Consider the following 24499-nt stretch of genomic DNA (forward strand, 5'->3'; position numbering starts at 1 on the left):
TGCCGGGCCTGCGGCGGCGCGGCGTGCCGTGCCACCGGCGGCGGCGGGGCGGGCGTCCAGGCCGGCGGGGCGGGCGGCCTCGCGCCGGACACGACCACCGGCGGCAGCAGCGTCGTCGCGGCCGCGTCGTCCATCGGGGGGACGGGCGGCAGCAGCGTGGTCGCCGTGGCGTCGTCCATCGCGGGGACGGGCGGCAGCAGCGTGGTCGCCGCGTCGTCCATCGGCGGCTGCCCGTACCCCGGGTGGCCGTACGGCGGCTGCTGCCCCGGCTGCGGCGCCTGGGCCTGCGGGTACGGGGGCTGGGGCTGGGGCTGCTGCTGCGGATGCCGGTAGGGCGGCTGGGGCGGCGGGGGCTGCTGCGGCCACTCGCCGTAGCCGCCCTGGTTCGCGTTGTTCATGTCCGTCACGCCGCTCAGCCTCCCGCGAACGGCGGCAGCACCTCGACCGTGCCGCCCTCGGTGAGGGCTACGGTCGTGTGGTCCCGGCCGCCGACCTGGGAGCCGTCGACCAGGTAGGAGCAGTGCCCGAGCAACTGGACGAGCTTCGGCCGGTCCGCGTGCCGCCGCCTGGCCTGTGCCAGCGCCTCCGCCAGGGTCACCGCCTCGTACGGCTCCTCGGCCAGCCCGGCCTCGGACTTCGCGGCCGCCCAGTAGCGGATCGTCCCGCGCACCCGGGCGCCGCTCGCGGGCTCCGTGGTCGCACCCATCGGGGCCACCCCTTCTCGTCGTCCTCGCCCGGCCCCGGTGCCCCGGTCCGGCTCGCCACCGGGCTGCCCGACCACCCGAAAGATGGACTCGCACGGCGCCGCCGATGTGCGTCCCATGATGGCGTGTCCGCCGCCACGACCGGCAATCGCCCTGGCCGAGGGGGCCCGGAGGACGGCTCGAAGCTGTGTCCAGGCTCACCCGGCGCGCGCCCGGATTGGGCGAACCGCCGGATTCGAGCCCTCCCGGCGCGGATGGCCGTCGGCTATCCTCGACGTCCAAGAGGGATCCGGGCAGAGTCGCCCCCGGGTCCTTTTGTGCTTTCAGGACGCCAGTACGGACATTCTTGCGATTCGTCGGCCCACCCCCGGCGCGTCGCGGGAACCGCCCCGCCCCACGCGGCACGACGACGTGCCCCGGCCGGCCGGGGTGTCCACCCGGCACCCGGGCCGCCGCCCGGGACCGGAACAAACCGGAGGGTTCGCGGGATGAACAGGACAGAAACGGTGCGCCAAGGGTTGCGGGACCCTCGGCGCGTGCGCCGTCGCGTCCTGCGCACCGGCCGGCCCTCCGGCGCTCCTCGGGCGTCCGTCCACCTCCCCCCGACCTCAGCACGTGCGCCATCCGGCTGTGGCGGCAGCCGTAACGCGACCGCGACGACCCGGAAAGGGGACTACCGGGTATGAGTTCTCTCCTCCTCCTCACCAACGCTCTGCAACCCTCCGCGGAGGTGCTGCCGGCCCTCGGCCTGCTGCTGCACAACGTCCGGGTGGCCCCCGCCGAGGGATCCGCCCTGGTGGACACCCCCAGTGCGGACGTCATCCTGGTCGACGGCCGGCGCGACCTGCCGCAGATCCGCAGCCTCTGCCAGCTGCTGCGCTCCACCGGCATCGGCTGCCCGCTGATCCTGGTGGTGACCGAGGGCGGCCTCGCCGCCGTCACCGCCGAGTGGGGCATCGACGACGTCCTGCTGGACACGGCCGGCCCCGCCGAGGTCGAGGCCCGGCTGCGGCTCGCACTCGGCCGGCTCCACATCAGCACCGACGACAGCCCGATGGAGATCCGCAACGGCGACCTCACGGTCGACGAGGCCACCTACTCCGCCAAGCTCAAGGGCCGGGCGCTCGACCTCACCTTCAAGGAGTTCGAGCTGATCAAGTACCTCGCCCAGCACCCCGGCCGGGTCTTCACCCGGGCCCAGCTGCTGCAGGAGGTCTGGGGCTACGACTACTTCGGCGGTACCCGGACGGTGGACGTGCACGTCCGCCGGCTGCGCGCCAAGCTCGGCGTCGAGCACGAGCAGCTGATCGGCACCGTGCGCAACGTCGGCTACCGCTTCGTCGTCCCGGAGAAGCCGGAGAAGGGCGAGCGCCCGGAGCTCGCCCAGCGCCCCTCGGCGCCGCTGGAGGCCTGACCGACGGCCGGGCGGGCCACCCCCGCCCGGCTTGTCCGGTTCGCTCCCCGGCACCTGCCGAAAGCCCTGACGGAAAGCCCTGGGGCCCGTCTTCGAACTCCCGTCGTCCGCCCGGAGGGCGGGCGTGGCGGCGTTGGGGTGCGTGCATCGCAAGGCGGAGGAGGGAGTCCATGCGGTGGGGGCACCTCCCGGCCGGAGGCTGGGGGCCATCGGCGACCGACGACAACGCGGCGAGGTGCGTTTGTGCCCTGGGGGTACCTCCCGGCCGAAGGCTGGGGGAGCGTCGCCACGCAGGCGGGAGTTCGAAGACGGGCCCCAGGTCCCACTGCCGACGCGCACGCCACACGCGTAGACTCCCCCCGTGGCCAAAGTGACGCGCGACGATGTAGCCCGGCTGGCTGGTACCTCGACCGCGGTCGTCAGCTACGTCATCAACAACGGGCCGCGCCCGGTCGCGCCCGCGACCCGGGAGAAGGTCCTCGCCGCGATCGAGCAGCTCGGCTACCGGCCGAACAGCGTCGCCCAGGCGATGGCCTCCCGCCGGACCAACCTGATCGGCATGGTCGTCCCGGACGCCCGCCAGCCCTTCTTCGCCGAGATGGCGCACGCCGTGGAACGGGCGGCCTCCGAGCGCGGCAAGCTCGTGCTGATCGGCAACTCCGACTACGTGGACGACCGCGAGGTGCACTACGTCCGGGCCTTCCTCGGTATGCGCGTCTCCGGCCTGATCCTGGTCAGCCAGGGCCCCTCGCAGCGCGCCGCCGAGGAGTTCGCCGCGATGGAGGGCGCCAAGGTCGTGCTGCTGCATCGCCGCCCCGAGGCGATCGACGACGTCGCGGTGGTCACCGACGACGTGGGCGGCGCCGAGGCCGTCGTCCGCCACCTGCTGGAGGTGCACGGGCACCCGTACGTGGCCTGCTTCGGCGGCCCGGTCGAGTCCCCCGCCCCCGGCGACCCGGTCATCGACCACGTCGAGGGCTGGCAGCGCGCCATGGACGCGCACGGCCTGCCCACCGAGCCCCACCTGATCGACGCGCCCTTCCACCGCTACGGCGCGTACGAGGTCGCGCTCGGGGTGCTGCGCTCGCCGGACCGGCCGCGGGCGATCTTCTGCTCCACCGACGACCAGGCGATCGGCGTGCTGCGGGCCGCCCGCGAGGTCGGGCTGAAGGTCCCGGAGGACCTCGCGGTGACCGGCTTCGACGATGTCCCCGAGGCCGCACTCGCCGACCCGCCGCTGACCACCGTCGCCTCCGACCGCGACGCGATGGCCCGGGCCGCCGTGGACCTGGTGCTCGACGACTCGCTGATGGTGCCCGGATCGGACACCGAGCGGGTCCGCAAGTTCCCGTCCCGCCTGGTGATCCGCCGTTCCTGCGGCTGTGGCGGCGCCGCGGCGGTCCCGACCGGGGAAGCGGAGTAGCGCACTCCGCTCCACCCGCCACCGCACACCGCCTGACCAGGCTTTATGAGAACCCAACGGGCTTCTCGGACCCTTCTGAGCCGGTTCTCATGCCATCCTCATCCACCAGGCGGACGTTGGTCGGCATGAGCGAACAGCAGCAGCACCACGACGAGCAGTACGGCCCGTACGAGCCCCGCGTGGTCGAGGGCACCGTCCTCGGCAGCAGCGCCGCCACGACCGCCTACGGGTACCACGAGGACCACTCGGCAGGCGGCTTCGACTCCCCGACCCCGCCCCCGCCCATGCCCCCCGAGCCGCCCACCGCCGGCCAGCCCGGCGGCCACGGCGGCCACGGCAACCGCGCCCGGCGCGGCCTGCTGCGCGGACGGCTCGCCCTGGTCACCGCCGTCGCCGCGGTCGCCGCCGTCATCGGCGGCGTCACCGGCGGGTTCGTCGCCGCCGAGCAGCACGGCTCCGCCGCCCGCACCAGCACCGTCGCCAGCCCCGTCTCCGCCCGCTCCGACGGCGGCGCCGACGTGCCGGCCATCGCCGCCGCCGTCTCGCCGAGCGTCGTCCAGATCACCGTCAAGAACGGCAACGGCACCGCCACCGGCACCGGCGTCATCCTCGACACCAGCGGACGGATCCTCACCAACTACCACGTGATCGACACCGCCGCCGACGGCGGCCAGATCACCGTCGCCTTCAAGGACGGCTCCACCGCCCCGGCCACCGTCACCGGCACCGACAAGTCCCTCGACGTCGCCGTGATCACCGCGAGCGGCGGCAAGAACCTCACCCCCGCCACCCTCGGCGACTCCTCCGGCGTGGCCGTCGGCGACCCCGTCGTCGCCATCGGCAACCCCGACGGCCTCACCGGCACCGTCACCTCCGGCATCATCAGCGCCGAGAACCGCGACGTCACCGTCCAGCTCGACGAGGGCACCACCAGCAGCAACGGCGGCTTCGGCTTCCCCAGCCTGCCCGGCCTGCCCAACCTGCCCGGCACGCGCGGCAACCTCCCCCAGCAGAACAGCGGCAGCACCACCACCTACAAGGCCTTCCAGACCGACGCCGCCCTCAACCCCGGCAACTCCGGCGGCCCGCTCATCAACGCCAACGGCCAGGTCATCGGCATCAACTCGGCGATGTACGCCCCCAGCGGCGCCAGCTCCACCGCCGGCGGCGGCAGCAGCAGCGCCGGCAGCGTCGGCCTCGGCTTCGCCATCCCGATCAACGACATCAAGCAGGTTCTGCCGAAACTGGAGGCCGGCCAGAACCTGTAAGACGGACAATTACCCCCGGTACCCCCAGCAGGCCCTCCACCCGACGAGAAAGGGCAGCAGCCCATGACCCCGTCCGCCGACGACCGCACCGCCGCCGAGGCCGGCCACCCCTCCGCCCGGCTCCTCGTGGTCGACGACGAACCCGCCCTCCGGGACGCCCTGGAGAGCAGCCTCGCCTTCGAGGGCTACGAGGTCGCCACCGCCACCGACGGCTACGAGGCCCTGGAATCCGTCGAACGCGACCGGCCCGACCTCGTCCTGCTGGACATCATGATGCCCCGGATGGACGGCCTCACCGCCGTCCGCCGGATGCGCTCCCGCGGCGACACCGTCCCCGTCCTGATGCTCACCGCCCGCGACGCCGTCGGCGACCGCGTCACCGGCCTGGACGTCGGCGCCGACGACTACCTCGCCAAGCCCTTCGAACTCGACGAACTGCTCGCCCGCGTCCGCGCCCTGCTGCGCCGCAACGCCCTCGCCACCGAGGCCGCCGCCCGCGCCGCCGCCGAGGACGAGAGCGAGGTGCTGGCCTTCGCCGACCTGCGGATGAACACCGCCACCCGCGAGGTCACCCGCGCCGGCAAGCCCGTCGAACTCACCCGCACCGAGTTCATGCTGCTGGAGATGTTCCTCGCCCACCCCCGCCAGGTCCTCACCCGCGAACAGATCCTCAAGGCCGTCTGGGGCTTCGACTTCGAACCCTCCTCCAACTCCCTGGACGTCTACGTGATGTACCTGCGCCGCAAGACCGAGCAGGGCGGCATGCCCCGCCTCATCCAGACCGTGCGCGGCGTCGGCTACGCCCTGCGCCCGGCCGCCGGCGCCACCACGTGACCTCCCCCACGCCCTACCCGCCCCCGCCACTGGCTCCACCCGGCGTCCCCCGCCGCCGGCGCCTCTCCCACTGGCTCCGCTCCCGCTCCCTCCGCAGCCGCCTCACCTTCCTGAGCGCGGCCGCGGTCGCGGTGGCCATCGCCCTGTCGGCGCTGGCCTGCTGGTTCATCGTGGAGAAGCAGCTGTACGACCAGGTCCGGGCGGACCTGGCGGGTGCTCCCGCAGCACCGATCGGGAGGAACCCCCTGGTCTGCTACGCCACCCCGGAAGCCGCGCTGGAGAACCAGCGCGGCGTCGTCATCCCGGACATCAGCGGAGCCGTCCCCCGGGACACCCAGTTCCTCCGGGCCGGGGCCGAGGGCGTCTGCCTGCCCCCCGGGGCGACCAAGGCCATCGTGGCCACGTCGGCGGACGCCGCCGGATTCCGGCTCAAGCCGGGCCAGTCGATCATCCGGGACGGCCGGTACACCAACGGCGACCCCGCGATCGTCCGGCTGACCCTGAACCACAGCTTCCAGGTGCCCGTCGTCGTCATGGTGGCGACCCCCTCCCAGCCCATCGAGGACTCCCTCCAGCGGCTCGCCCTCCTCCTCGGCGGCGTGGCCCTCGGCGGGATCATCCTCGCCGCCATCGCCGGCCGCGTGGTCGCCCGGTCCGCGCTCAAGCCCGTCGACCAACTCACCGACGCCGTCGAGCACATCGCCCGCACCGAGGAGGTCGGCACCACCATCCCCGTGCACGGGGACGACGAGATCGCCCGGCTCTCCACCTCCTTCAACTCGATGAGCACCGCCCTCGCCAACTCCCGCGAGCGGCAGACCCGTCTGATCGCCGACGCCGGGCACGAGCTGCGCACCCCGCTCACCTCGCTGCGCACCAACGTCGACCTGCTGATCCGCAGCAACGACACGGGCCGCCCGCTGCCCGCCGCGACCAAGACCAAGCTGCTGGGCAACATGAAGGCGCAGATGCAGGAGCTCACCGTCCTGATCGGGGACCTGCTCCAGCTGTCCCGCCCGGACTCCCCCAAGCCGGTCCACAACCCCACCGTGGTGGCCCTGCACGAGATCGCCGGGCGGGCGGTCGAGCGGGCGAAGCTGCGCGGCCCGGGGCTGGTCTTCGAGACCGCGACCGACCCCTGGTTCGTGCACGGCGACGCCGCCGGGCTCGAACGGGCGGTGATCAACCTGCTGGACAACGCGGTCAAGTACAGCCCGCCCGGCGGCACCATCGAAGTCCGGCTCCAGCAGGGCGTGTTGACCGTCCGCGACCACGGCCCCGGCATTCCGCCGGAGGAACTGCAGTACGTGTTCGACCGGTTCTGGCGTTCGCCGTCCTCTCGACAGCTGCCCGGTTCCGGCCTGGGCCTGTCCATCGTCGCGCAGAGCGTCCGGGAGGCGGGCGGCGAGGTGTCGCTGGGCCCGGCCGGGGACGGCGGCCCGGGCGCGCTGGCGACCGTCCGGCTGCCCGGCGGCCCCGCCCCCGAATAGGGCGGGACGGGCGGACAACGCAGGACGGGCGGGGCGCCCCGACAGCGCCCCGCCCGTCCTGTACCGGCTCACGGTCAGTCGATGTCGACGCCCGGGCCGATGACCTTGATCCGATCCTGCGCCGGGGCCTTCAGCGGCGAGGCCGCCGAGCTGTGGGCGCCCAGGTAGGCGGCGAAGACGTCCAGGTCGGAGGCGCCGACGAGCTTGTCGGTGCCGGCCGCGAAGGCCGGGAAGCCGTCGCCGCCGCCGGCCAGGAACTCATTGGCCGCGACCCGGTACTTGGCGGCCTGGTCGATCGGGGCGCCGTTCAGCCGGATCGAGTCGACGACCACCCGGTCCGCACCGGTCTTGCGCATGTCCAGGGTGTAGTGGAGGCCCGAGGACGCCTGGAGGATCTTCGGCGCGGCCGCGTTGGAGCCGCTGACCTGCTGCTGGAGCAGCTGCACCAGCTGGGCGCCGGTCAGCGTCTTGACCTGCATCATGTTGGTGAACGGCTGGACGGTGAACGCCTCGCCGTAGGTCACCACGCCGTCGCCCTCGGCGCCGGAGGCCTTGTAGACCAGGTCGGAGCGGATGCCGCCGGGGTTCATGAAGGCGACCTGCGCCCCGCCCTTGGCGGCCGGGGCGAGCCCCTCCACCTGCGCGTCGGCGATCAGGTCACCGAGCGGCTTCTCCAGGTCGCTGTTGCCGCGGCCGTTGATGTCCGAGGCGATGTAGCCGATCGGCCGGTTGGCGATCGGGGCGGCCAGCTTGGAGTAGTGGTCGACCAGCGCCGTCATGTCGGGCGCCTTCTCGACGGTGCGGCGCACCACGTGGTTCTCGGCCTTGACCGTCGGGCGGACGATCTCGCCGGTGGTCTTGTCCAGCTTCATGTCGATCTCGGTGTACAGCCGGCCGAAGGAGGCGGCGCTGGTGACCGAGCGCGGGACGCCGTTGGGGTCGGGGATGGTGCAGGCGTACGCGTTGTGGGTGTGGCCGGTGACGATGGCGCCGATCGACGGGTCGAGCTTCTTGGAGATGTCGACGATCGGACCGGAGATACCCTGGCCGGCCGGGCCGCAGTCGTAGTTGTAGACGCTGCTGGCCGGGTACCCGCCCTCGTGGATCAGCGCGACGATCGAGTTGACGCCCTTGGCCTTGAGCTCGGCGGCGTACTTGTTGATCGTGGTGACCTCGTTGGCGAACTTCAGGCCCTTGACGCCCTCGGCGGTCACGATGTTCGGCGTGCCCTCCAGGGTGACGCCGATGAAGCCGACCTTCACGCCCTGGGACTTGGTCACCCAGTACGGGGCCAGCAGCGGCTTGCCGGTCTTCTCGTCGGTGACGTTGGCCGACAGGTAGTTGAAGTTGGCGCCCTTGAACGTGCGGCCGGGCTCGTAGCAGCCGTCGACCGGGTGGCAGCCGCCGTCCTGCATGCGCAGCAGCTCCTGCGCGCCCTCGTCGAACTCGTGGTTGCCGACCGAGGTGACGTCCAGGCCGAGCTTGTCCATCGCCTCGATGGTCGGCTCGTCGTGGAAGAGCGCCGAGGTGAGCGGGCTGGCGCCGATGATGTCGCCGGCCGCGACGGTGATCGAGTCGTCGGCCGGGATCCGGGCCTTGCGCAGCTCGGTGGCCAGGTACTCGATGCCGCCGGCCGGGGTCGAGACCTCCTTGCCGGTGGCCGGGTCGATCTCCCGGATGGTGCCGGACGAACCGGCCGGGGGCTCCAGGTTGCCGTGGAAGTCGTTGATCGCCAGCAGCTGGAGGTTGACGGTCTTGTGACGCTTGGCGTTGGCGTCGGCGGCCTGCGCGGCCGTCGGCACGGCCACCGTGCCGACCAGACCTGCGGCGGCGACGACGGCGAGCGCCGCGCGTCGGGATCTGACGGTGAGCATGAGGGTCCCCTGCACCTTGGAGGAGCGCCCGCTGTGGACTTGACCGGGCGTCTGGGTGATGTGTTGCGCCTGTGAAGCCTAGAGTCAACGCGCGTAGCTGTCAGGATGTCGAACGTAACGAGAGGATTACCTCCTGACGAACCGTCGCCGTCCGACCAGCGCCGGTGCCCCCGTCCGGGCCTCCCCGCCCAGACCACCCGCCCGACCCGCCCAGGCCCCCCGACCCGGCCGCTCAGACCCCCGACCGGCCGCTCAGACTCCCGGCTCGGCAGCCAACTGTCGCTCGGCCCGGTCCCGTTCGGCCACCGCGTCCTCGGTCATCGCACGGTCGGTGTACACCAGCGGCCGCTCGGCCTCGGTGATGATGTGCTTGACCACCTGGACATTGCCGTTGACGTCCCAGACCGCGATGCCCGGCGACAGGGTGGGGATGATCTCCACCGCCCAGCGCGGCAGGCCCAGCACCCGGCCGGTGGACCGCGCCTCCTCCGCCTTCTGCATGTAGATCGTCCGGGTGGAGGCCATCTTCAGGATCGCCGACGCCTCCTTGGCCGCCGCACCGTCCACCACGTCGGACAGGTGGTGCACCACCGCGACGAAGGAGAGCCCGAGCCGGCGGCCGAACTTCAGCAGCCGCTGGAACAGCTGCGCCACGAAGGGGCTGTTGATAATGTGCCAGGCCTCCTCGACCAGGAAGATACGCTTCTTCCGGTCCGGCCGGATCCAGGTGTGCTCCAGCCACACGCCGACGATCGCCATCAGGATCGGCATAGCGATCGAGTTGCGGTCGATGTGCGAGAGGTCGAAGACGATCAGCGGCGCGTCCAGGTCGATGCCGTCGGTGGTCGACCCGTCGAACATGCCGCGCAGGTCGCCGTCGACCAGCCGGTCCAGCACCAGCGCCACGTCCAGGCCCCAGGACTGCACCTCGTCCACCGCCACGCCCAGCGACTCCACCGAGGACAGCTCGGGGCTGCGCAGGGTGTCGATGATGTCGTCCAGCACCGGCTGACGGTCCTTCACCGTCGCCACCACATGGGCGTGCGCGGCCTTCAGCGCGAACCCGGCCCGCTCCTCCAGGCCCCGCCCCATCGCGACCTCGACGATGGTGCGCAGCAGCGACAACTGGCCGGTCTGGGTGATCGCCGGGTCCAGCGGGTTGAGCTTCACCCCGCCGTCCCGGGCGGCCATCGGGTCGAGCCGGATCGACTTTATGCCCAGCGCGTTGGCGATCAGGTTCCACTCGCCGACGCCGTCCTCGCCCTGCGCGTCGAGCACCACGACCTGCCGGTCGCGGAACCTCAACTGCCGCAGCACGTACGTCTTCTCCAGCGCCGACTTGCCGTTGCCGGACTCGCCGAGCACCAGCCAGTGCGGGGCCGGCAGCTGCTGCCCGTACAGCTGGAAGGGGTCGTAGACGTACCCCTTGCCGCTGTACACCTCACGGCCGATGATCACGCCCGAGTCGCCCAGCCCCGGCGCGGCGGTGGGCAGGTAGACCGCCTGCGCCTGGCCGGTGGAGGTACGCACCGGCAGCCGGGTGGTCTCCACCTTGCCGAACATCAGGCTGGTGAACGCCTCGGAGAGGTTGCCGAGCGCCATGTACGGCCTCCTGGTCTGGTCGACGGGCGGTGGTGGAGCGGTGCGGACCGGGCGTCAGCGGCGGATGCCGGTCGCGAACGGCAGGGTGTTGACGAAGGCCCGGTGGTGCTCGCGGTCGCACCACTCCAGCTTGAGGTAGCTCTTGCCGGCCGAGGCCCGGATGGTGCGCTTGTCCCGGGCCAGCGCGTCGGGGTTGCGCGAGGACACCGTGATGTAGCCGACCAGGTTCACCCCGGCCGCACCGGAGGCCAGGTCGTCGCCGCGCTGGTCCACCCGGCCGGTGTGGGCCAGGTCGCGCGGGTCGACCGTCCGGTTCATCTTGGCCGCGCGGCTGGCCTCCGCCTCGTCGTTGGTCTTCTCGGTCAGCATCCGCTCGATCGCGACGTCGGTGGGCTCCAGGTCCATCGTCACCGCGACCGTCCGGATCACGTCCGGGGTGTGCACCAGCAGCGGCGCCAGGAAGTTGACCCCCACCGGGGTCAGCGGCCACTCCTTGATCCACGCGGTGGCATGGCACCACGGCTCCCGGGTCGCCGACTCGCGGGTCTTCGCCTCCAGGTACTGCGGGTTGGTCGCGTCCAGTTCGGCCGGCCAGGCGTTGCGCCGGGACATCGCCTGGATGTGGTCGATCGGGTGGTCCGGGTCGTACATCGAGTGCAGTAGCGAGGAGAGCCGGGCCTGCCCCAACGGCTGGCGCACCCGGATGTCCGCCTCCGCCAGCCGGGCGCAGATGTCGGTCAGCTCGCGCGCCATCACGGCCGCCAGCCCCTCGTCGTCCCGGGCCCGCCGACCGGTCGCCGTACGGCCCATCGCGTGCGCCTCGGCCGCCAGGTCGCGGGTGTAGTGCATGCAGGCCACCAGGTACGCCCGGTGCTGCTCCGAGGAGGTCGACACCATCGACTGCAACTGGTCGTACGAATCCTGCAGCCAGCGCGGCGCGTCGTGGTCCCCGCGCCGCTCGACGTCCTTGGCGTGCGCGTCCGGGTCGGCCGGCAGCGTCCGGGCCAGGATCTGCAACCGGGTCACGAAGCCGTCCCCGTTGGCGACGTGCTTCAGCAGCGTGCCGAACCGGTCGACCAGCGCCTCCTGGTCCTCCGAGTCGCGCAGGCCGACACCCGGGCCCTCGATCTCGATCGCGGCCGTCACCGTCCGCCGCTCCAGGTGCATCAGCACCCCGACCTCGTCCGGCCCGAACGGCGCGGCCAGCCAGCGCAGCCGCCCCACCCCGGGCGGCGGGCCGACCTCCACCTCCCGGCCGTCCATCCGGGTCCCGGCGTCCATCACGTCCGAGCGCCACACCGACCGGCCGCTGCGCACCGTCCGGCGGTAGGTGCGGTTGATCTCCGCCCACTTGTAGAACGTCCGCCTGCGGTACGGCACGTACACCGCCGCGATGGCCACCATGGGCAGGCCGATCAGGCCGCCGATCCGCAGCGGCAGGATCGGCATCAGCAGGCCCCAGAGCATGCCGAGGAACGCCCCGAAGATGATCAGGACGATCTCGCCGGACTCCCGGTTGCGGCCGATCGGCGCGTTCGGGCGGGCCTTGCCGATCAGGTAGGTGCGGCGCTGGTGCACGTACGGCTGGGCGTACTGGGCTCCGTACTGGCCGAGCGGTTCACTGCTCACTTACCCGTCACCCTCCCTTCGCTGAGTTGCTGTCGCGGATCGGAACCGAGGTCTGCGGCGGCCCGGCCTGCGGTGGTGGCGCCGGCGTCCGCCCGGCGTGCGCGGCGATGCCCGGCGCGACCGAACCGCCGCCCGCACCCCCGCCGCCGCCACCCGCACCGACCGGCCCGCGGTCACCGTGGGTGGTGATGCCCTGCTTCATCAGGTTCGCGGTGCCGTTGATCATCGCCGAACCGGCCGACACCGCACTCGCCCGGGCATGGCGCATGTTCATGATCTCGTCGCCGAAGCCCGGCACGAAGCGGTACACGGCGGCGCTCGCGAAGATCGACAGGAACAGGATCGCCAGCCCCGACAGCACCCGCGCGAAGTCGTCGCTGGCCCCGGCCCCCGACGCCACCGCACCCGCCAGGCCCAGGATGACCACGATGATCGGCTTCGCCAGGTCCACCGCCACCATCACCCCCGCCCACCGGCGCACGTGCTTCCACAGCTGCTTGTCCACCAACCCCGCGTACACCGCCGTACCCAGCAGCGCGCCCACGTACAGCATCGCCGCCCGGATCAGCAGCTCGATCCAGAGCACCGCCGCCGCCAGCACCGCCACCAGCGACACGATGATCAGGATCAGCGGGCCGCCGCCCATGTCCCCCTTCTCCAGGGTGTCGGCGAACGCGCCCAGGTACGACCCGGTGTCCGACTTCGTCCCCACCGCGATCGCCTTGGTCAGCCCGTCCGTCACGCTCACCACGGTGTAGAGGATCAGCGGTGTGAACGCGGACGCCACGACGGTCAGCCACAGGAAGCCGATCGCCTCCGTGAACGCCGTCGCCAACGGCGCCCCCCGCACCGCCCGCTTCGTCACCGCCAGCAGCCACAGCACCAGCGTGATCACCGTCGACACGGCGAACACCACCGCGTACTGCTGCAGGAACGACGCATTGGTGAAGTCCACCTGCGTCGTCCCGTCGATCGCGCTCGACAGCTTCCGCACCACCCAAGCCGCCGCCTGGGCACACCCCTTGGCCAACGACCCCAACGGATCGGCCACACTCCCGATGGCCCCACCGCCCGGAAGCGAGCCGGAGCCCGGCTTGTCCACGCAGAGAATGCCGTTGCCGGAGATCGGCAGGTCAGGGCAGTTGGCGCTCGGCGTCGTGGTCGGCGTCGGCGTGGCCGTCGGCTCGGCGAACACCCGCTGGGCCGCCAGCAGCGCCGCGACCTGCAAGGCGGCGAACGCGCCCGCCAGCGTGCCCGTTCGGCGTGCGGTGGAACGGTGTGAGGTCTGGTCAACGGGCATAGCGGAACCCCCCGAGCTGCTGGACGGCGCCGGTGATCTCGTCGGCGGTGGCGGCCTGCTGGTCCCCCGGCATCGGCGCGGGGCCCTGCTTGCTGGTGAAGTCGGTGAGCTTCCAGTCGCTGCCCGTCCAGTGGAGCGAGAGCATGAGGGTGAACCAGTTCGTCGTCACGGGCTGGACCGAGTGTTCGCCGGCGAGGCCGGTGAGGCCGGTGCACCAGACCTCGACCTTGGCGTCGCCGTCGCTGTAGCCGGTCGACTTGGCGCCGACCGGGACGGTGCGGCTGACGAACGTGAGGCCCTTGGGCGCGCGGCCTTGGGCGTCGAGGCCGTAACGGGCGGCGGTGTCGCCGCCGAACCCCTGGTCCAGGCGGCTCTGGAGGCCCGAGACCGCGCCCGGGTCGGCGATGGTGGCGACGATGGTGTGGCGGCTGTCGGCGCGGAACATGTCGGCGGAGCCGATCGCCACCGCGTAGTTGGCGGCGGCGGACTGGGCGCCCTGGTCGGTGTGCGGGTAGCCGGAGCCGATGCCGTTGGTGGTGGTGCCGACGGGCTGGTCGCCGCTGGGGGCGGGGCCGGCGCCGGCGGGCGCGGTGGGGGCGGCGTGGTCGGCGGAACGGCCGGTGCTGCCGGGGTCGGGTTTGTCGCGGTTGGCGATGGAGATGGCCACGACGAGCAGGGTGACGACGACGAGGACGGTCAGCAGGGTGCGGAGCGGTCGGGCCTGACGCTGGGTCGGCTGGGAGGAGGGCTGTTCGCCGACCGGCAGCCGCGTACGGGTGTGCGGCTGGTCGTCGGACAACGGCACGGCGGCCCTCCTGGTGCGGGGAGCCGGGGGGCTCCGGGGGCCCTCCGCCGGGGGCGGGCGCGGACGGAGGGTGGGAACGGGGGGTGGACTGCTGGCGGGTGGGCTCGGGGCGGTCCGGACGGGGACCTGGCCCCGGGGCGGGCGGGCCTGGCTACTGCTGTCCGATCGTCAGATCGCCATGCCGTAGACAATGGTGAACAGAGTGCCGAGTGATCCAATGATGAACACGCCGGTCAGACCGGCGACGATCAGCCCCTTGCCCTGTTCGGCGCCGAAGCTGTCGCGCATCGCGGTCGCACCGATCCGCTGTTTGGCCGCCCCCCAGACGGCGATGCCGAGGCAGAGCAGGATGGCGACGGCCATGATGACCTCGACCATCACCCTGGCCTCCGACCCGAGGGTCGCGAACGGGCCCCAGTCCGGGGCGATCCCGCCGATGATGGTGTCGATATTCGGCTTCTTTGGTGGGTCCTCGGCCAGGTGGCCGATCGCGTTCGTGTGCACGCTGCTCAGGTTCATTTCCATCTCACCGCCCGATCAGGCAAATTCAAGGGCCCTGACCCCGCCCGCGCGAAGGGTCGGTACCTATTCTTGGCCAGATCTGATGTCGACTTGGCTACTTCTCGCGGATTGGTCGTGAGGTACCGGGCACGTACGCGAGGATGTCCACCGTACGAAGGATAGCGCTCACTCTTTGTATCTCTGATGATTGCGGTGAGCAACGCCTTCCGGAACACTTCGACTGACGATTCGTCGGGATGGTGCTGATGGTACTCCGGAAGGCCGGTACGGCCGCCGCCGCTGCGGGAGTTGTGACGTTCGGGTTGCTCGGTTTGGTGACGGTGGGGACGTTCGCGGCGAGTGGGACGCCGCAGCAGTCGGCGAATCGCGCCGCACTCTCGCCGGGGACGGTCCCGGCGGCGTTCCAGGCGCCGATCCAGCAGTGGGGCGCGCTCTGCCCGGAGATCTCGCCGCCGATGCTCGCGGCACAGCTCTACCAGGAAAGCGGTTTCGATCCGAAGGCCCAATCGGGCGTCGGGGCACAGGGAATGGCGCAGTTCATGCCCGATACCTGGGCGGCGTACGGCACGGATGCCAATGGGGACGGCAAGAAGGACGTCTGGGACCCGCTGGACGCGATCGCCTCGGCGGCCACCTTCGACTGCGCGCTCGCGAAGGACGTCGCCAAGGTCCCGGGCGACCGGCAGGCCAACCTGCTGGCCGCCTACAACGCCGGCCCGTACGCGGTGACCAAGTACAACGGGGTGCCGCCGTACAAGGAGACCCAGGGCTATGTGAGGAACATTCAGGCGATGGCCCGCAGCTTCACCGTGCCCACGGCGCCGGTGGAGGTGTCCGGGCAGTCGGCCGCGGCGATCTACTTCGCGCAGAGCAAGCTCGGGACGCCGTACCTGTGGGGCGGGGAGGGGCTGCCCTCGCAGAACGGGCGGTTCGACTGCTCGGGCCTGACCCAGGCGGCGTACGCCAGCGTGGGCATCACGCTGCCCCGGGTGGCGAACGACCAGTGGTACGCCGGCCCGCACCCGTCGCGCGATCAGCTGCGGCCGGGCGACCTGGTGTTCTGGGCGACGGACCTGAACGATCCGCGGAGCATCCACCACGTCGGGATCTACGTCGGCGGCGGCTACATGATCAACGCGCCGCACACCGGCGCGGTGATCCGCTACGACAAGATCGACACCAGGGAGTACATCGGCGCGACCCGGGTCACCTCGGACGGCGCCCAGGCGCTGCCGGCCCGCAACGCGGACGGTTCCGTGAGCGCCCCGAGCCGCCCTGGCTCGACGACGCCGACCAGCCCGACCAGCCCGACCGCGGCGACCACCCCCTCGGCCCCGGTGGCCCCGGCAGCCCTGGCGAGCCCCAGCGGCGCCGCCACCCCGCCCGCCGCCGGACCGCCTGCGGCCGCCGCACCACCCGCCCCGACCGGCCCGGACCCCGCCGGGGCGGGGCGGCCGGCGGCGAGGAACTGAGCCGCCCGTGGCCCCGAGGTGTGAGTGCCCTGTGGACGCTGAGTCAAGTTTCCATAACCGCGCGTTTCCGTGGAACGCTGTGCCCCGGCGATGACGTTGATCCCGATGGCCCACCGTCAGCTTCCCGCGCCGGGAGGGCCCCGACCGGATCGAACAGGTGCTGCGGACCAGAAGGAGGTGCGGCGTGTCGACGCCGCTTGCCGACACGACCAACCCCGACCTCGGCCTGCTCTACGCCGTCAACGGACTGGCCAAGCGCTCCCCGCAGTGGCTGGACCACCTGGTCTCGTGGATCGGTGAGTACGGCATCCTGATCGGCCTGGCGATGCTGGGCCTGGTGGCCTGGCTGCAGGCGAGACGCCGCCCGGACGCGCCGGTGGCCGTCGCCGGGCTGCTCTGGGTGCCGCTCTCCGTCGCCGTCGCCGAGCTGGCCAACCTGCCGATCGCCGCGATCGTGAACCGCCCGCGCCCGTTCGTCGACCACGGCGGGCTGCTGGTGCTGGTGGACGGCAAGGCCGGCACCCACTCCTTCGTCAGCGACCACTCGACCATGACGATGGGCGTGGCGGTGGCGCTGTTCCTGGTGAACCGGCGGCTCGGCTGGATCGCCGGGGGCCTGGCCCTGTTGCAGGGCTTCTGCCGGATGTTCATGGGCGTGCACTACCCGACCGACGTGATCGGCGGCTTCGCGCTCGCCGCCGCGGTGGTGCTGCTGCTGGCGCCGATCGCGATGGCGGTGCTGGTCCCGCTCTGCCACGCGCTGGGCCGGACCGCCCTAGCCCCGCTGATCCGGGCGCCGGAGCGGGCCGGCGCCGGCCCGCGCGGCCGGCGGCGCGGGCGCGAGCGCGGGGCGGTGCGTTCCGAGGAGCAGCCGCCGGAGTCCGATCTGGCGGCGTGAGCCGCCCGGCCCGGCTACCCCGGTCCGCCGCCGCTCTCGGCGAGGGCGAGGTGGTCGTCCCCCTCGCGCCGGGCCAGGTCGCGCGAGCGGCGGGCCGGTGAGAACCAGCCGCAGCTGCAGGTCGCGAAGGCGAAGGAACCGCGCTCGCTGACCGCGACACGGTGTTCGGGCATCCGGACGGTGCCGGGGAAGGCCGGCAGCTCACTGTGCACGTGGTTCACCGTAACGCGCCGGGCACCGGGCGCGCGATGCCGTCCGCAAGACCTCTTCCGCGTAACCCTTCGCGGCTCAACTCGTTTGCCCGGAAAGAGCTCTGTTCACCTGGTGGTGTCGGCAGGGCAGTCGGGCCCGAGGGGGTTGTCGCGAGGATGAAGATGACCGACCAGCAGCGTGGCGGACGGCCGGGGCGCCGTCCGCTGCCGCATCTGCGTTCGGCGGCCGGGGCCGCCCTGCTCGCCGCCGCCCTGGCCGGCCTGTCCGCCGGCTGCGCGGCCGGCTCCGGCGGCGGCTCCTCCGACCGGCAGTCGGGTGCCCCCGACCAGCTCGCCGCGGACCCGCTGACGGCGGTGCGCAACAGCGCCGACATCACGGGCCGCACCGGCTCCGCGCACACCGCCACCGAGCTGGTCACCGAGTCGTCCGAGAAGAAGGCCGTCTTCACCGGGACGGGCGGCTACGACTACGTGAAGCGGATCGGCCGGCTGGAGGTCCAGGTGCCGCCGGGCGCGGCGACCACCGGGAAGATCGTCGAGGTGGTCCTGCCGGGCACCGTCTACCTGCAGAACAGCGGCGCCAAGGTGCCCGAGGGCAAGTGGGTCAAGCTGGACGTGCGCCAGCTGCCGGACGGCAACCTGGTCAGCAGCGGCGCCACCGACCCGGCCTCGGCGGCGGGCGCCCTGCGCGGGGCGCAGAAGGCGGACGCGGTCGGCACCGAGACCGTCGACGGGGTGGCGCTGCACCACTACCGCGGCACCCTGGACCTGGCCAAGGCGGCCGACGCGACCGGCGGCCGCGGCGGGGACGGCCTGCGGATGGGGGCCCAGACCTTCACCGTGAAGGAGGTCCCGTACGACGCCTGGCTGGACGACCAGGGCCGGCTGCACAAGGTGGTCGAGGTGTTCACCTTCGCCGGGGTGGCCGGTTCGAAGGAGGCCAAGGACCAGGTGAAGGTGACGTCGACCACCTCGGTGACGGACTTCGGCAAGCCGGTGGAGGCCGCCGAGCCGCCGGCCTCGGACATCTACGCGATGAAGCCCTCGGAGAGCCCGAAGTAGGCCGCCGGGGCAGGGCTCCGGCGCCGGGGCGAACCGGGGCGCCGCCGGAGCGGGTGGCCGCCCGGGGAGCGGCGGTCACCCGTTTCGGCGGCGCCGAGATGGCCCGTCCGTGCCATGTGGACGGGCTCCGAAGTGCCTAGGCTGGACGTCGGGTGGCTGCCGCCCGGGCTGGCGAGGCACTGAAGGGGTGGTGCAGGTGGTGTCGTCCACGGGCGGCCGCAGCGGCGGCCACGACGACGCGGCCCTCGACGAGATCGATCTGGCCGGCGAGCTGATGATCGCCGCGACGGCCAGCACCGGCGACCGGCTGCCGACCGAGCGGATCGACGAGGTGCTGCTCGACCGGGCCGAGCCGGGGCGGACCGACGGCGAGGCCTGGCGGCAGGCCGACGGTTAGGTCGCTCCCGGCCCAGGGGCGTTCGCGGCCCAGGGACGTTCGCGGCTGGGGGTGTTGGCGGTCCGGACCCGCGCGCCCGGCCCGGACCAGGCCCGGCCTCAGCTGCGCAGCAGCCGAGCGATCGCGGCCGTGGCCTCCGTGACCTTGGCGTCGAGTTCGGCGCCGCCCTCCTCGGCGGCGGCCGCGACGCAGTGCCGCAGGTGCTCCTCCAGCAGGGACAGTGCGAAGGACTGCAGCGCCTTGGTGCCGGCCGAGACCTGGGTGAGCACGTCGATGCAGTAGACGTCCTCGTCGACCATGCGCTGGAGGCCGCGGATCTGGCCCTCGATCCGGCGCAGCCGCTTGAGGTGGGCGTCCTTCTGGGCGCTGTAGCCGTGCGGGCCGTGCCCGCCCTGATGTCCTGCGGCGGCCGCGGGGACGGCGGGTGCGTCGGCCTGCGCGTCGGTGCCGTGCCCGTGGTCCGGCTCGGTGCGCGCTTGCGTCGTGGTCATCGGCCCGCCTTCGTCTGGATGCCTGGTGGCTGCGTCGGCCACCAGTGTCCAACACCGGGGCCGTCCGTGGTGTTCCGACGGCCGACGCGGCATGTGCCGAAGGGTTCCGGACGGGTTCCGGACGGTCTGCGAACGGGCTGCGACCGGGCTGCGGGCGGCCCGCCGCGCGGTTCACCCGTCTGAGCGGCGCCCCCGTCTTCCGTACGTACCACGGGGACAATCCGGGCGAGGTTCCGTCAGACTGGGGGCTCACGTCCGCACCTGGGTGTGCGGTCCGGGTCAGCTGGTGCGGCAGCCGAACGGAAGAGGAGGTTCCGCCTCCACCATCACCACCCCGTTTGCGCGATTGCGCTTGGTTGCACCTAGCATCGTTCAGTCCCTACCCCGCACATCGGAGATTTCCGTGCGTTTTAGCCTGACCCCGAAGGAGACGAGCTTCTACGACATGTTCTCTGCCGCCGCGGAGAACCTCGTCGTCGGTTCGAAGCTCCTGCTGGAACTGCTGGGATCAGACGTGTCGGCCCGCGCGGAGATCGTCGAGCGCATGCGCGCCGCCGAGCACGCCGGGGACGACACCACCCATGCCGTGTTCCACCAGCTGAACTCGTCCTTCATCACGCCCTTCGACCGCGAGGACATCTACAACCTCGCCTCGTCGCTGGACGACATCATGGACTTCATGGAGGAGGCCGTCGACCTGGTCGTCCTCTACGACATCCAGACGCTTCCGAAGGGGATCGAGCAGCAGATCGAGGTGCTGGCCCGGGCCGCCGAGCTCACCGCCGAGGCGATGCCGAACCTGCGCAGCATGTCGAACCTCACCGAGTACTGGATCGAGGTCAACCGGCTGGAGAACCAGGCCGACCAGATCCACCGCAAGCTGCTCGCCCACCTGTTCTCCGGCCAGTACGACGCCATCGAGGTGCTCAAGCTCAAGCAGGTCGTGGACGTTCTTGAGGAGGCGGCGGACGCGTTCGAGCACGTCGCCAACACGGTGGAGACCATCGCCGTCAAGGAGTCCTGACCCTCGTGGACATGGCAGCACTCATCGCCGTCGTCGGCGTTGCGTTCTTCTTCACCTACACCAACGGCTTCCACGACTCCGCGAACGCGATCGCCACCTCGGTCTCCACCCGTGCGCTGACCCCCAGGGCCGCGCTGGCGATGGCCGCGGTGATGAACCTGGCCGGTGCCTTCCTCGGCAGCGGCGTGGCGCACACCGTCTCCCAGGGGATCATCGAGACCCCCACCGGCGACCGGGGCATGGTGATCCTGTTCGCCGCACTGGTCGGGGCGATCGCCTGGAACCTGGTCACCTGGTACTTCGGTCTGCCGTCCTCCTCCTCGCACGCGCTGTTCGGCGGCATGGTGGGCGCGGCCATGGCCGGCGGCATCGACGTGATCTGGGGCGGCGTCCTCGACAAGATCGTCATCCCGATGATCGTCTCGCCGGTGGTCGGCCTGGTCGGCGGCTTCCTGGTGATGCTGGCGATCCTGTGGATCTTCCGCCGGGCCAACCCGCACAAGGCCAAGCGCAACTTCCGGGTCGCCCAGACCGCCTCGGCCGCCGCGATGGCGCTGGCGCACGGCCTGCAGGACGCGCAGAAGACCATGGGCATCGTGGTGATGGCCCTCACCATCTCCGGCCACCACTCCGGCGAGGGCATCCCGGTGTGGGTGAAGATCTCCTGCGCCACGATGCTCTCGCTGGGCACCTACGCGGGCGGCTGGCGGATCATGCGGACGCTCGGACGCAAGATCATCGAGCTGGACCCGCCGCAGGGCTTCGCCGCCGAGGCCACCGCCGCGACGGTCATGTACGTCACCTCGTTCGTCTTCAAGGCTCCGATCTCCACCACCCACGTGATCACCGCGGCGATCATGGGCGCGGGGGCCACCAAGCGGATCCGCGCGGTGCGCTGGGGCGTCGCCAAGAACATCGTCCTCGGCTGGTTCATCACGATGCCGGCGGCCGCCATCGTCGCAGCGCTGGTGTACTGGTTCGCCCACCTGTTCTGGGGCTGACCGGCCCCGCACGTGACAGGGCCCGCCCCCACATCTCGGGGGCGGGCCCTTCTTCATGCTCCACGGCGGCACCGCCATGCAGCACCGCGGAGCAGCCTGTGTGCTCGCCGTTCGCCTCCGGACACCGCGGTCCGTCGGCCGGTGGCGGGGGTACGGCCTAGCCGAAGCGGCCGGAGATGTAGTCCTCGGTCGCCTGGACCGACGGGTTGGAGAAGATCCGCTGGGTGTCGTCCAGCTCGACCAGCTTGCCCGGCTGGCCGACGCCGGCCAGGTTGAAGAAGGCGGTGCGGTCGCTGACGCGGGCCGCCTGCTGCATGTTGTGGGTCACGATGACGATGGTGAACTGCGACTTCAGCTCGCCGATCAGGTCCTCGATCGCGAGGGTGGAGATCGGGTCGAGCGCGGAGCAGGGCTCGTCCATCAGCAGGACCTGCGGCTCGACCGCGATGGCGCGGGCGATGCACAGCCGCTGCTGCTGGCCGCCGGAGAGGCCGGCCCCCGGCTTGTTCAGCCGGGTGTGGACCTCGTTCCAGAGGTTGGCGCCCTTCAGCGAGCGCTCGACCACCTCGTCCAGGACGGACTTCTTGCGCACGCCCGCGAGCTTGAGGCCGGCGATCACGTTGTCGTAGATCGACATGGTCGGGAACGGGTTCGGGCGCTGGAAGACCATGCCGACCGAGCGGCGGACGGCGACCGGGTCGACGTTCGAGGCGTAGAGGTTCTCGTCGTCGAGGAGGACCTTGCCCTCGACCCGGGCGCCGGGGATCACCTCGTGCATCCGGTTGAGGGTGCGCAGGAAGGTGGACTTGCCGCAGCCGGAGGGGCCGATGAAGGCGGTCACCGAGCGGGGTTCGATGCTCATCGAGATGTCCTCGATGGCCTTGGTGGTGCCGTAGTAGGCGGACAGTCCGCTGACGTCGATGCGCTTGGCCATGATCGTTGCTTCTCTCGTCTGTCTTCGTACGTCAGTCGGTCAGTGTCCGCCCTTGGGCGAGCGCCAGCGTGCGATGCCCCGGGCGATGAGGTTGAGCCCCATCACGAAGGCGATCAGCACCAGCGCGGCGCCCCAGGCGCGGGCGTAGCCGAAGTCGTTGTTGACCACCGAGTACTGCTGCCAGATGTACATCGGCAGGGACTGCTGCGGTCCGTCGAACGGGTTGCTGTTGATGGCGTCGGCGCCGAAGACCAGCATCAGCACCGGGGCGGTCTCGCCCGTGATGCGGGCGACCGCCAGCATCACACCGGTGGTGATGCCGCCGATCGCGGTGGGGAGGACGATCCGCAGGATGGTCTTCCACTTCGGCACGCCGAGCGCGTACGAGGCCTCGCGCAGCTCGTTCGGAACGAGCTTGAGCATCTCCTCGGTGGACCGGACCACGACCGGCATCATCAGGATCGCCAGTGCGAGGCTGCCCGAGAAGCCCGAGTAGCTGAAGCCCAGGGCGATGTTCCAGAGCGAGAGGACGAACAGACCGGCGACGATCGACGGGATGCCCGTCATGACGTCGACGAAGAAGGTGACGGTCTTGGCGAGCGTGCCGCGGCCGTACTCGACCAGGTAGACGGCGGTCAGCAGACCCACCGGGGCGGCCATCGCGGTGGCCAGGGCGACCTGCTGCATGGTGCCGAGCAGCGCGTGGTAGATGCCGCCGCCGGGGCCGGAGGCGATCACGCCCTTCATCGAGTGGCTCAGGAAGTTCCCGTTCACCACGCCGATGCCCTGCTGGATCGTGTAGACCGTCAGGGAGATCAGCGGGACCACGGCCAGGATGAAGGCGACCCAGACCACCGAGGTGGCGAACCGGTCCTTGGCCTGGCGGCGGCCCTCGACCTGGGCCGAGACGCCGTAGCTGATCAGCAGGAACAGCACGGCCGAGATCAGGCCCCACTGCAGGTGGCTCTCCAGCCCGCCGACGGCGCCGATCCCGCAGCCGAGCGCGATCGAGCCGACCGCGACGGCGGCCGGGGCCCACTTGGGCAGCCGGTTGGCGGTCAGCGACCGGCTGAGCGGCCGGGCGTCGGCCGTGACGGAAGTCGTTGCCGCGGTCATGCGTTGGCCCCCGAGTACTCCTTGCGGCGGGCGATGATCAGTCGCGCGGCACCGTTCACCAGCAGGGTGATGACGAACAGGACGAGGCCGGAGGCCATCAGGGCGTCGCGCCCGTTGTTGCCGGCCTCGGCGAACTTCAGCGCGATGTTCTGCGCGAAGGTGCCGCCGCCCGCGTCGAGGATGTGCAGCGAGAGCACGTTGCTCGCGGACAGCACCACCGCGACGGCGATGGTCTCGCCGAGCGCGCGCCCGAGGCCGAGCATCGAGGCCGAGATGATGCCGGGGCGGCCGAACGGCAGCACCGCGGTGCGGATCATCTCCCAGCGGGTCGCGCCGAGCGCGAGCGCCGCCTCCTCCTGCATCCGCGGCACCTGGCGGAACACCTCGCGGGAGACCGCCGTGATGATCGGCAGGACCATGATCGCCAGCAGGATGCCGACGGTGAACAGGTTGCGCGGGGTGCCGGACTTGGTCTGGTCGAAGAGGTACGTCCAGCCGAGGTACTGGTTGAGCCAGCTGGTCAGGCCGTCCATGTGCGGGACCAGGAAGAGCGCGCCCCACAGGCCGTAGACGATGCTGGGGACGGCGGCGAGCAGGTCGACCAGGTAGGCGAACGGCTGGGCGATCTTCCGCGGCGCGTAGTGCGAGATGAACAGCGCGATCCCGATGGCCACCGGGACGGCGATCGCCATCGCGATGACGGCGCTGACGAGGGTGCCGAAGGCCAGGACGGCGATGCCGAAGACCGGCTTCGTGGCGTCCGGCGTCCACTCGAAGGTGGTGAGGAAGTTGCCCTCGTTGGTGCTGAGGGCCAGGACCGCGCGCCAGGCCAGGAAGCCGGCGATCGCGGCCATGATGACCAGCAGCAGGATGCCCGAACCGCGGGCGAGGTTCATGAAGATCTTGTCGCCGAAGCGGCTGTCGCGCGGTCGGCGTTCCCTGCCTCGCGGGGCGGCAGGGGAGGATGAAGTCATTGTCTACTCCGGTCTGGTGGTGCCGCCCCGGAAGGGGGACGGCACCATGGCGG

The 24499-nt window shown here is 71.7% G+C and carries 23 protein-coding genes and 1 pseudogene; 11 read left to right on the plus strand and 13 right to left on the minus strand.

All coding sequences use genetic code 11. From position 1 onward, the window contains the following. Nucleotides 1-407: pseudogene (locus tag ACFVX9_RS36420) on the minus strand (hypothetical protein); the annotation flags it as partial. A gap of 5 nt (nucleotides 408-412) precedes the next feature. Further along, nucleotides 413-706, minus strand: a complete 294-nt coding sequence (locus tag ACFVX9_RS36425; RefSeq protein ID WP_063351215.1) for a MoaD/ThiS family protein — start codon at nucleotides 704-706, stop codon at nucleotides 413-415. Nucleotides 707-1386: 680 nt separating this feature from the next. Between ACFVX9_RS36425 and ACFVX9_RS36430 the strand changes: the two genes are divergently transcribed. The 5 genes from ACFVX9_RS36430 (at nucleotide 1387) to ACFVX9_RS36450 (ending at nucleotide 7133) form a co-directional block, all read left to right on the plus strand. Beyond that, entirely contained in the window at nucleotides 1387-2118 is a 732-nt protein-coding gene (locus ACFVX9_RS36430; RefSeq protein ID WP_063348270.1) for a response regulator transcription factor, read from the plus strand. A gap of 361 nt (nucleotides 2119-2479) precedes the next feature. Then, nucleotides 2480-3541 (plus strand): LacI family DNA-binding transcriptional regulator, encoded by a 1062-nt coding sequence (locus ACFVX9_RS36435; RefSeq protein WP_387986156.1) that lies wholly within the window; start codon nucleotides 2480-2482, stop codon nucleotides 3539-3541. A gap of 125 nt (nucleotides 3542-3666) precedes the next feature. Beyond that, nucleotides 3667-4809: a S1C family serine protease gene (locus ACFVX9_RS36440; RefSeq protein WP_387986159.1), complete on the plus strand. Its 1143-nt coding sequence runs from the start codon at nucleotides 3667-3669 to the stop codon at nucleotides 4807-4809. 63 nt (nucleotides 4810-4872) lie between these two features. Further along, the gene (locus tag ACFVX9_RS36445) at nucleotides 4873-5643 is read left to right on the plus strand and encodes a response regulator transcription factor (protein ID WP_380380016.1); all 771 of its coding nucleotides are present in this window, start codon (nucleotides 4873-4875) and stop codon (nucleotides 5641-5643) included. Further along, a complete protein-coding gene (locus tag ACFVX9_RS36450; protein ID WP_387986162.1) occupies nucleotides 5640-7133 on the plus strand; it encodes a sensor histidine kinase in 1494 nt (497 codons plus the stop codon). Before ACFVX9_RS36445 ends, ACFVX9_RS36450 begins: the two co-directional genes overlap by 4 nt. A 74-nt stretch (nucleotides 7134-7207) precedes the next feature. Here the strand turns inward: ACFVX9_RS36450 and ACFVX9_RS36455 are convergent, their stop codons facing one another. From ACFVX9_RS36455 to ACFVX9_RS36480, 6 genes are all read right to left on the minus strand, one after another. After that, on the minus strand, nucleotides 7208-9007 hold the full coding sequence (locus ACFVX9_RS36455) for a bifunctional UDP-sugar hydrolase/5'-nucleotidase (protein WP_063348273.1): 1800 nt from the start codon (nucleotides 9005-9007) through the stop codon (nucleotides 7208-7210). Between the two features lie 252 nt (nucleotides 9008-9259). Continuing rightward, the gene (locus ACFVX9_RS36460; protein ID WP_063348274.1) at nucleotides 9260-10609 is read right to left on the minus strand and encodes an ATP-binding protein; all 1350 of its coding nucleotides are present in this window, start codon (nucleotides 10607-10609) and stop codon (nucleotides 9260-9262) included. A gap of 54 nt (nucleotides 10610-10663) precedes the next feature. Beyond that, entirely contained in the window at nucleotides 10664-12238 is a 1575-nt protein-coding gene (locus ACFVX9_RS36465; protein WP_063348275.1) for an SCO6880 family protein, read from the minus strand. A gap of 7 nt (nucleotides 12239-12245) precedes the next feature. Then, on the minus strand, nucleotides 12246-13538 hold the full coding sequence (locus ACFVX9_RS36470) for a hypothetical protein (protein ID WP_387986167.1): 1293 nt from the start codon (nucleotides 13536-13538) through the stop codon (nucleotides 12246-12248). Continuing rightward, on the minus strand, nucleotides 13528-14343 hold the full coding sequence (locus ACFVX9_RS36475; RefSeq protein ID WP_387986170.1) for a hypothetical protein: 816 nt from the start codon (nucleotides 14341-14343) through the stop codon (nucleotides 13528-13530). The genes ACFVX9_RS36470 and ACFVX9_RS36475 overlap by 11 nt, the downstream gene beginning before the upstream one ends. A gap of 168 nt (nucleotides 14344-14511) precedes the next feature. Continuing rightward, complete coding sequence (locus ACFVX9_RS36480; RefSeq protein WP_063348277.1) at nucleotides 14512-14862, minus strand: hypothetical protein; 351 nt, start codon at nucleotides 14860-14862, stop codon at nucleotides 14512-14514. Nucleotides 14863-15110: 248 nt separating this feature from the next. Here ACFVX9_RS36480 and ACFVX9_RS36485 point away from each other — a divergent pair, with 248 nt between their 5' ends. Beyond that, on the plus strand, nucleotides 15111-16337 hold the full coding sequence (locus ACFVX9_RS36485) for an NlpC/P60 family protein (protein WP_380487297.1): 1227 nt from the start codon (nucleotides 15111-15113) through the stop codon (nucleotides 16335-16337). A gap of 184 nt (nucleotides 16338-16521) precedes the next feature. Next, the gene (locus ACFVX9_RS36490; RefSeq protein WP_387986173.1) at nucleotides 16522-17235 is read left to right on the plus strand and encodes a phosphatase PAP2 family protein; all 714 of its coding nucleotides are present in this window, start codon (nucleotides 16522-16524) and stop codon (nucleotides 17233-17235) included. A 14-nt stretch (nucleotides 17236-17249) separates the two neighbouring features. Here the strand turns inward: ACFVX9_RS36490 and ACFVX9_RS36495 are convergent, their stop codons facing one another. Continuing rightward, nucleotides 17250-17447, minus strand: a complete 198-nt coding sequence (locus tag ACFVX9_RS36495) for a hypothetical protein (RefSeq protein WP_380427799.1) — start codon at nucleotides 17445-17447, stop codon at nucleotides 17250-17252. A gap of 162 nt (nucleotides 17448-17609) precedes the next feature. Between ACFVX9_RS36495 and ACFVX9_RS36500 the strand changes: the two genes are divergently transcribed. Together ACFVX9_RS36500 and ACFVX9_RS36505 are read left to right on the plus strand one after the other, a co-directional pair. Then, complete coding sequence (locus tag ACFVX9_RS36500; protein WP_063348280.1) at nucleotides 17610-18509, plus strand: hypothetical protein; 900 nt, start codon at nucleotides 17610-17612, stop codon at nucleotides 18507-18509. A 196-nt stretch (nucleotides 18510-18705) separates the two neighbouring features. Next, nucleotides 18706-18906 carry a hypothetical protein gene (locus ACFVX9_RS36505; RefSeq protein WP_363376777.1) on the plus strand — a complete coding sequence of 67 codons (201 nt, stop codon included), beginning with the start codon at nucleotides 18706-18708 and terminating at the stop codon, nucleotides 18904-18906. A 98-nt stretch (nucleotides 18907-19004) separates the two neighbouring features. Here ACFVX9_RS36505 and ACFVX9_RS36510 read toward each other — a convergent pair whose 3' ends face one another. Further along, nucleotides 19005-19397: a metal-sensitive transcriptional regulator gene (locus ACFVX9_RS36510; protein WP_380487294.1), complete on the minus strand. Its 393-nt coding sequence runs from the start codon at nucleotides 19395-19397 to the stop codon at nucleotides 19005-19007. Nucleotides 19398-19800: 403 nt separating this feature from the next. On the opposite strand from ACFVX9_RS36510, the gene ACFVX9_RS36515 reads away from it, so the two are divergent. After that, on the plus strand, nucleotides 19801-20421 hold the full coding sequence (locus tag ACFVX9_RS36515; RefSeq protein ID WP_063348282.1) for a DUF47 domain-containing protein: 621 nt from the start codon (nucleotides 19801-19803) through the stop codon (nucleotides 20419-20421). 5 nt (nucleotides 20422-20426) lie between these two features. Next, a complete protein-coding gene (locus tag ACFVX9_RS36520) occupies nucleotides 20427-21422 on the plus strand; it encodes an inorganic phosphate transporter (protein WP_063348283.1) in 996 nt (331 codons plus the stop codon). A gap of 157 nt (nucleotides 21423-21579) precedes the next feature. Here ACFVX9_RS36520 and pstB read toward each other — a convergent pair whose 3' ends face one another. The 3 genes from pstB to pstC are packed head-to-tail and all read right to left on the minus strand — an operon-like array spanning nucleotide 21580 to nucleotide 24446. Continuing rightward, nucleotides 21580-22356, minus strand: a complete 777-nt coding sequence (gene pstB / locus ACFVX9_RS36525; protein ID WP_063348284.1) for a phosphate ABC transporter ATP-binding protein PstB — start codon at nucleotides 22354-22356, stop codon at nucleotides 21580-21582. Nucleotides 22357-22395: 39 nt separating this feature from the next. Continuing rightward, a complete protein-coding gene (gene pstA / locus ACFVX9_RS36530; RefSeq protein ID WP_063348285.1) occupies nucleotides 22396-23472 on the minus strand; it encodes a phosphate ABC transporter permease PstA in 1077 nt (358 codons plus the stop codon). Continuing rightward, entirely contained in the window at nucleotides 23469-24446 is a 978-nt protein-coding gene (gene pstC / locus ACFVX9_RS36535) for a phosphate ABC transporter permease subunit PstC (RefSeq protein ID WP_380492910.1), read from the minus strand. The genes pstA and pstC overlap by 4 nt, the downstream gene beginning before the upstream one ends. Nucleotides 24447-24499: the final 53 nt, after the last annotated feature.

This window comes from Kitasatospora sp. NPDC058243 (genome assembly GCF_042882025.1).
GTDB lineage: Bacteria > Actinomycetota > Actinomycetes > Streptomycetales > Streptomycetaceae > Kitasatospora.